The sequence below is a fragment of the Streptomyces sp. NPDC054840 genome (genome assembly GCF_053611065.1).
The window spans coordinates 1-7,213 of sequence record NZ_JBSGZP010000381.1; the positions used below are offsets into that span (position 1 = coordinate 1).

Here is a 7,213-nt window from a genome sequence, read left to right on the forward strand (position 1 = left end):
GGAAGGGGGCGGGGCTCTCACGTTCGAGCGGTCAGCGGCCCGCGCGGTTGACGGCGGAGATGACCGCCTTCAGGGAGGCGCGGGTGGTGTTGGCGTCGATGCCGATGCCCCACAGGACACGGCCGTCGATCGCGCACTCGATGTACGAGGCGGCCACGGCGGAGGCGCCCTCGCTCATGGTGTGCTCGGTGTAGTCCAGCAGGCGGGCGTCGATGCCGATGCCGGCCAGTGCGTCGAAGAAGGCCGAGATCGGACCGTTGCCGGTGCCGTCCAGGACCGTCTCCACACCGTCCACGACCGCCTCGACGGTCAGCGTGTCCGTGCCGTCCTTGTCGGTGGCTGTCGAACCGGAGCGCAGCTGGATGCGGCCCCACGGGTTCTCGGGGTTGGGCAGGTACTCGTCCTCGAAGACCGACCAGATCGCCTTCGGCGTGACCTCTCCGCCCTCGGAGTCGGTCTTGGCCTGGATGATCCGGGAGAACTCGATCTGCATGCGGCGCGGCAGGTCCAGCTTGTGGTCGTTCTTCAGGACGTAGGCGATGCCGCCCTTGCCGGACTGCGAGTTGACCCGGATGACGGCCTCGTAGGAGCGGCCGACGTCCTTCGGGTCGATCGGCAGGTAGGGAACGGCCCACTCGATGTCGTCGACGGTCTTGCCCTGGGCGGCCGCGTCGGCCTCCATGGCGTCGAAGCCCTTCTTGATGGCGTCCTGGTGGGAGCCGGAGAAGGCGGTGTAGACGAGGTCGCCCGCGTAGGGGTGGCGCGGGTGGACTTCCATCTGGTTGCAGTACTCGCTGGTGCGACGGATCTCGTCGATCTGCGAGAAGTCGATCTGCGGGTCGATGCCCTGGGAGAACAGGTTCATGCCCAGGGTGATCAGGTCGACGTTGCCGGTGCGCTCGCCCTGTCCGAACAGGCAGCCCTCGATGCGGTCGGCGCCGGCCATCAGGGCCAGCTCGGCGGCGGCGACGGCGGTACCGCGGTCGTTGTGCGGGTGCACGGAGATGCAGATGTGCTCGCGGCGGGTCAGGTTGCGGGCCATCCACTCGAAGCGGTCCGCGTGCGTGGACGGCGTCGAACGCTCCACGGTGGCGGGCAGGTTCAGGATGATCTCGCGGCCCTCGGCAGGCTGCCAGACGTCACAGACCGCCTCGCAGACCTCCAGGGCGAAGTCCAGCTCGGTGTCGGTGAAGATCTCCGGGCTGTACTGGTAGCCGAAGGTGGTCTCGGGACCCAGCAGCTTGTCGGCGTACTCCATGACCAGGCGGGTGCCGTCGACGGCGATCTGCTTGATCTGCTCCTTGGAGCCGCGGAAGACGACCCGGCGGAAGGTCGGGGCGGTCGCGTTGTACAGGTGGACGGTGGCGCGCTTCGCGCCGACCAGGGACTCCACGGTCCGCTCGATCAGGTCCTCGCGGGCCTGGGTCAGTACGGAGATCGTGACGTCGTCCGGGATCGCGCCCTCTTCGATGATGGAGCGCACGAAGGCGAAGTCGGTCTCTCCGGAGGAGGGGAAGCCGACCTCGATCTCCTTGTAGCCCATGCGCACCAGCAGGTCGAACATCTCGCGCTTACGGGCGGGGGTCATCGGATCGATCAGCGACTGGTTGCCGTCGCGCAGGTCGGTGGAGAGCCAGCGGGGGGCCTTGGTGACGCGGGCGTCCGGCCAGGTGCGGTCCGGGATGTCCACCTGCTCGTACCGGCCGTACTTGTGGACCGGCATCCCGGAGTTCTGCTGGGTGTGGGTCGCGTTCGTGATGGGCGTGGGGCGACCGACAAAAGGCTGCTGGCTCATGGCGTTGGGCTCCTCGCGTGTCCGCGTGTAGTTCGCTGGGACGGCCGACGGCGGTAGTGAAAACCGCAACACCGAACTCCGCGGGGAGGGGGTCGGCCTACGACTACAGACCCTCGCCGCGGCGGCTAAGGAGAAGCAGCCCGAAACGCATGATGGGCCGAGCCTAGCCGAGCCGCGCCGTGACGCGAGGACCTGTTTCAGTATGCAAGACCCGAGGGTCCGATTTACCCCAAATGTGAGCCAAGACTCCTTAGCTCCCGCGAGGTCCGCTTGTTCCGTCAATCCAGCGTCGCCACTTTCAGACAAGTGAATGAATCATGGTCGCAGGTAGTGACAGCGCCATGACCCACTGCCACATTGCCGGGCATGGATGCCTCCCACTCCCACCGCCATCACCCCGTCTTCTGCACCGTCGTACCGCCGCACCTCCTCGACAAGGCCGCCCGCTCCGAGGACTCCCGCCGTGCCGACCTCGCCCAGCGCACCCTGGAACGCGACTCCCTGCTGCGTACCCGGCGCCGGGTCACCGCCGTCCGGGGAGTCGTCCCCACCCTTGCCGTGACGGCCACCGACGATCCGGACCGGACCATCTACGACGCCCAGCACCGCACACGGCTGCCCGGGAAGAAGGTCCGGGGGGAAGGCGACCCGCTGAGCAAGGACGCCACCGTCAACCGCGCCTACGCCGGACTCGGGGCCACCTACGAACTGTTCCTGAAGGGCTTCGGGCGGCGCTCGATCGACGGCGCCGGGCTCGCCCTGGACGCGACCGTCCATTACAGCGAGGACTACAACAACGCCTTCTGGGACGGCCGGCAGATGGTCTTCGGCGACGGGGACGGTGACCTCTTCCTCGACTTCACCGTGTCCGTGGACGTCATCGGGCACGAGCTGACCCACGGGGTCACCCAGTACACGGCGAACCTGACCTACCGAGGCCAGTCCGGCGCCCTGAACGAGTCGATGTCCGACGTCTTCGGCTCGCTGATCAAGCAGTACTCGCTGGAGCAGACCGCCGAGCAGGCCGACTGGCTGATCGGGGCCGGGCTGCTCGGCCCCGACGTCACCGGGGTCGCACTGCGCTCGATGAAGGCCCCGGGGACCGCGTACGACGACGACGAGCTCGGCAAGGACCCGCAGCCGGCCACGATGGACGACTACGTGAACACCCACAGCGACAACGGCGGCGTCCACATCAACTCGGGCATCCCCAACCACGCCTTCTACATCGTGGCCACCGAGCTGGGCGGCAAGGCCTGGGAGCGGGCCGGACAGATCTGGTACGACACCCTGACCGGCGGGGAGCTCGCCGAGAACGCGGACTTCGCGGACTTCGCGCGGCTCTCGACGGCGGCGGCGGTGACCCGGTACGGGGACGGTGGCGCCGAGCACCAGGCACTCCAGAAGGCGTGGTCCGCGGTGGGTGTCCCGCTCGCGGGGTAGAGGGCTCCCATGCGTATTCAGGTGATACGGACGGGCGGCTTCGCGGGCATCGAGCGCCGGGCCGAGGTGGACACCGCCGGCCGGCCGGACGAGGACGAGTGGCGGGCCCTCGCCCAGCTCGCGCTGCGGCCCGCCCCGCCGGGCGATCCGGCGGACCGGGTACGGGACGGCTTCTCGTACCGGATCACGGTGGACGGCCGGACGGTGGCCTGCGCGGAGCCGAACCTGTCGCAGGCCCAGCGGGCGCTCATCTCACGCGTACTGAAGGAGGGCGCCTGAGAGGGGCGGTCGAGCCGCGGCGCCTGAGCCGGCCCGGAAAGGAGGTGCCGCGGCGGTGGCGCTTTGTTTGGATGGCCGGATGACCAATCACATGATCGATGCAACGCTGTCCGAGCTGGAGCGGTACTACGACACGGTGCCGCGGGTGGGCGGGGCCCGTTCCGAGGACTTCGGCGCGCTGACCCTGTTCGTCCAGGAGGGCACGGGCTGGCCGTACTACGCGCGGCCCGCGCTCGGCGGCCCCGAGGCGACCCGGGCCGAGGTGGAACGGGTCTGGGAGCGCCAGCGCGAGCTGAAGGTACCCGAGGCCTTCGAGTGGGTGGCCGAAACCAGCCCCTCGCTGCGGGCCGCGGTGGAGGCTGCGGGACTGCATGTCCACGCGCACCCCCTGATGGTCCTGGACCCCGCGGCCGAACCCCTTCCCCCGCACCCGGAGGTCCGTCTGCTCGACGCCGACGACCCGCTGCTGACCGCCGCGGTGACGGTCCCGGCGCTGGCCTTCGCGGCCCCCGGAACGGCGGTCGGCGAGGCCGGACCCGCGGAACTGGCGGCGGCGATGACGGACCCGGCGGCCGAGGAGGGCCGGGCGCGGGTGTCCGGCAAGCTGACCGCGGGCACCACGGCCCTGGCCGCGGCCGTACGGGACGGCGTGGTGCTCTGCGCGGGCCAGTACAACCCGGTCGGGGACGTCGTGGAGATCGTGGGCGTCGGCACCCTCCCGTCGGCCCGCCGCCAAGGCCTGGCCCTCGGGGTCACCGCCGCCCTGGTCGCCCTGGCCCGCGAGCGCGGGGCCCGTACGGTCTTCCTCTCGGCCGGCGACGAGGCAGTGGCCCGCGTCTACTCCCGCATCGGCTTCCGCCGGGTGGCCACCGCCCTGATCGCCGAGCCCAAGGAGTGATCCTCCGACTCGGGCGGCTGGGGGAAGCCCGCCGAGCACTCGCTGCGGAACCGGCACCGGACCCGGTCCGGTTCTGACCCCGCCCGATTCCTCTTTGCCGGGTCGGCAACAAAGTTTGCCGTAGGCCGGTGGGCGGGCGGAGCATCGGCCGTACCGGCACCCGTACTGGAAGAGGGACCCATGACCGAGCACGCCCACACGCACGCACACTCCCACGACTACCCCGCGGACGCTCCGCCCGCGGGCGAGGCGTTCTGGGACGGCCGCTACGGGGAGAGCGACCGGATCTGGAGCGGCGAGGCCAACGCCATGCTGGTGCACGAGGTGTCCGGCCTCGCCCCGGGCCGGGCCCTGGACCTGGGGTGCGGGGAGGGCGCCGACGCCGTCTGGCTGGCCCGCCGCGGGTGGACGGTCACCGGCACCGACATCTCCGGGGTCGCCCTCGGCCGGGCTGCCGAGCACGCGGCGGAGGCCGGGGTCGCGGCCCGGGTCTCCTTCGCGCGGCACGACCTGACGCAATCCTTCCCGGAGGGGGAGTTCGACCTCGTCTCGGCGTGCTTCCTGCACAACTACGGGGACTTCCCGCGGGACGCCGTCCTGCGCGCGGCGGCCTCGGCCGTGGCCCCCGGCGGCACCCTGCTCGTGGTCGGCCACGCGGGCTGGGCGCCGTGGCAGGAGGAGCGGGAGGAAGCGCACTTCCCCACACCCGAGGAGGTCCTCACGCAGCTGGAGCCGGTCACGGCGGGCTGGGAGGTACTGCGGGCCGAGGAGACGGAGCGGGTCCAGAACCAGCCCGACGGCACGCCGGGAACCCGTACGGACAACGTGGTGCGGGTGCGCCGGCCCGCCTAGCCGGACGGATGAACGGACGGACGGACGGATACGGAACGACGAACGGACGCGGCCCCGTGCGGGGCGGCGTCCGTTCGTCGTCGTGTCGTCGTGTCGTGCGGTGCGCCTCAGAAGCCGAGCTTGCGCAGCTGCTTGGGGTCCCGCTGCCAGTCCTTCGCGACCTTCACGTGCAGGTCGAGGAAGACCGGGGTGCCGAGCAGCGCCTCGATGTGCTTGCGCGACTTCATCCCGACCTCCTTCAGACGGGAGCCCTTCGGGCCGATGATGATGCCCTTCTGGCTCGGCCGCTCGATGTAGACGTTGGCGTGGATGTCGAGCAGCGGGCGGTCCGCCGGACGGTTCTCGCGCGGGATCATCTCCTCGACGACCACGGCGATGGAGTGCGGAAGCTCGTCCCGTACACCCTCCAGCGCGGCCTCGCGGATCAGCTCCGCGACCATGACCATCTCGGGCTCGTCGGTGAGGTCGCCCTCCGGATACAGCGGCGGGCTCTCCGGCAGCAGCGGCGCGATCAGGTCGGCCAGCAGCTGGACCTGGGTGTCGCCGACGGCCGAGACGGGAACGATCTCGGCCCACTCGAAACCGAGCTCGGCGCCGAGCTGGTGCACGGCGAGGAGCTGCTCGGCCAACTGCTTGGACTCGACCAGGTCGGTCTTGGTGATGATGGCGATCTTGGGGGTCTTCTTGATCCCCGCCAGCTCCTTGACGATGAACTTGTCACCGGGGCCGAGCTTCTGGTCGGCCGGGAGGCAGAAGCCGATGACATCGACCTCGGCCCAGGTGGTCCGTACGACGTCGTTGAGGCGCTCACCGAGCAGGGTGCGCGGCTTGTGGAGGCCGGGCGTGTCGACGAGGACGAGCTGTGCGTCGGGGCGGTGCACGATGCCGCGAACGGTGTGGCGGGTGGTCTGCGGCCGGTTGGAGGTGATCGCGACCTTGGTGCCCACGAGTGCGTTGGTGAGGGTCGACTTCCCCGCGTTGGGGCGGCCGACGAAGCAGGCGAACCCCGCACGGTGCGGGGCGGTGGACTCGGGGGAACGATCGCTCATACGGGCCATTCTCCCCGATGCGGCTCCCAGCGCCGACCAGATCACGGCGACGAGGGCCGGCACGGCCGTCAGCGAGGGGTACCCGGCGAGGCCCGCACGGCCCTGAGCTGTGGTTCCGTCGGCCCGGGCGCGCACGGTGACCTCGGTCCATTCCGCTCTGGGCGCGCCCTCCCAACGGGCACTGAGCCGTACTTCCTGACCCAGCAGCAGTTCGGCGGGCAGCCCGCCGAGCTCGTGGGCGAGGAGCGAACGGCCGAGAGCACCGGTGGCGGTGAGGGCGGCCCGGGGGCGGAGGGTGACATTGCCGATGTTGTGGAGCGTGTACGAGATGTCCGCGCCAGAGCCGCGACGGTGCACGGTGACGCTCCGGACGGTGAGGGCGGGGGCGGTGGGGCCGGTCACCCGCAGGTACAGCCGGGCGGCGACGGCCTGCTGGACGCCGATCCCCCGGCCGGCGTCGGCGGCGGCCGGCCGTTCCTCCAGGGCCACGACGGCGCCGGGGTGGTCCCCCGGTTCCGCCGGTCCGGGTCATGCCCAGGACACCCGGCTCGACGGTGGCCGTGACCTTCTGGACGGCGGCGGGCGGCGGCACAACCGTGTCGATGACCGTGTAGGCGGCCGGACCCGAACCCTGGTGCGCCGACCAGGCGGCGCCCCGGCGTTTGAGCAGGGGGCACCTCCCAGCGGTAGCTGGGGCAGGGTCCGGGCAGAGCCCGGTGCCCGGCGGAGCCTGGTTTCCTGGGGCGCCGCCCAGACCCAGCGCCTCAAACGCCGGCGAGGCTGAATATGGCCCGCCGGGAGGCTAGTGCTGTGACCGGAAAGGTTCACCGGGTCACGACGCCCGGCACGGCACCTCGCCGCGTTGTCGGACCGCGCAAGTACGTCCAGTACGAGCCG

At 70.9% G+C, this 7,213-nt stretch carries 6 protein-coding genes; 4 read left to right on the top strand and 2 right to left on the bottom strand.

Annotation, left to right across the window (positions count from 1 at the left end; all coding sequences use genetic code 11):
• Positions 1-31: 31 nt before the first annotated feature.
• Entirely contained in the window at positions 32-1,795 is a 1,764-nt protein-coding gene (leuA, locus tag ACWGIU_RS24310; protein ID WP_453709042.1) for a 2-isopropylmalate synthase, read from the bottom strand.
• Positions 1,796-2,161: 366 nt separating this feature from the next.
• On the opposite strand from leuA, the gene ACWGIU_RS24315 reads away from it, so the two are divergent.
• From ACWGIU_RS24315 to ACWGIU_RS24330, 4 genes are all read left to right on the top strand, one after another.
• On the top strand, positions 2,162-3,238 hold the full coding sequence (locus tag ACWGIU_RS24315; RefSeq protein ID WP_453709044.1) for a M4 family metallopeptidase: 1,077 nt from the start codon (positions 2,162-2,164) through the stop codon (positions 3,236-3,238).
• A gap of 9 nt (positions 3,239-3,247) precedes the next feature.
• Positions 3,248-3,517: a protealysin inhibitor emfourin gene (locus ACWGIU_RS24320; protein WP_453709046.1), complete on the top strand. Its 270-nt coding sequence runs from the start codon at positions 3,248-3,250 to the stop codon at positions 3,515-3,517.
• Positions 3,518-3,596: 79 nt separating this feature from the next.
• The gene (locus ACWGIU_RS24325; protein WP_453709048.1) at positions 3,597-4,415 is read left to right on the top strand and encodes a GNAT family N-acetyltransferase; all 819 of its coding nucleotides are present in this window, start codon (positions 3,597-3,599) and stop codon (positions 4,413-4,415) included.
• 180 nt (positions 4,416-4,595) lie between these two features.
• The gene (locus ACWGIU_RS24330) at positions 4,596-5,267 is read left to right on the top strand and encodes a class I SAM-dependent methyltransferase (RefSeq protein WP_453709050.1); all 672 of its coding nucleotides are present in this window, start codon (positions 4,596-4,598) and stop codon (positions 5,265-5,267) included.
• Between the two features lie 107 nt (positions 5,268-5,374).
• Here ACWGIU_RS24330 and era read toward each other — a convergent pair whose 3' ends face one another.
• A complete protein-coding gene (era, locus tag ACWGIU_RS24335; RefSeq protein ID WP_453709052.1) occupies positions 5,375-6,325 on the bottom strand; it encodes a GTPase Era in 951 nt (316 codons plus the stop codon).
• Between the last annotated feature and the right edge of the window lie 888 nt (positions 6,326-7,213).

Excerpts from the sequence above, each read along its gene's own strand:
- leuA (WP_453709042.1), bottom strand. The coding sequence starts at position 1,795 with ATGAGCCAGCAGCCTTTTGTCGGTCGCCCCACGCCCATCACGAACGCG.
- ACWGIU_RS24315 (WP_453709044.1), top strand. The coding sequence starts at position 2,162 with ATGGATGCCTCCCACTCCCACCGCCATCACCCCGTCTTCTGCACCGTC.
- ACWGIU_RS24320 (WP_453709046.1), top strand. The coding sequence starts at position 3,248 with ATGCGTATTCAGGTGATACGGACGGGCGGCTTCGCGGGCATCGAGCGC.
- ACWGIU_RS24325 (WP_453709048.1), top strand. The coding sequence starts at position 3,597 with ATGACCAATCACATGATCGATGCAACGCTGTCCGAGCTGGAGCGGTAC.
- ACWGIU_RS24330 (WP_453709050.1), top strand. The coding sequence starts at position 4,596 with ATGACCGAGCACGCCCACACGCACGCACACTCCCACGACTACCCCGCG.
- era (WP_453709052.1), bottom strand. The coding sequence starts at position 6,325 with ATGGCCCGTATGAGCGATCGTTCCCCCGAGTCCACCGCCCCGCACCGT.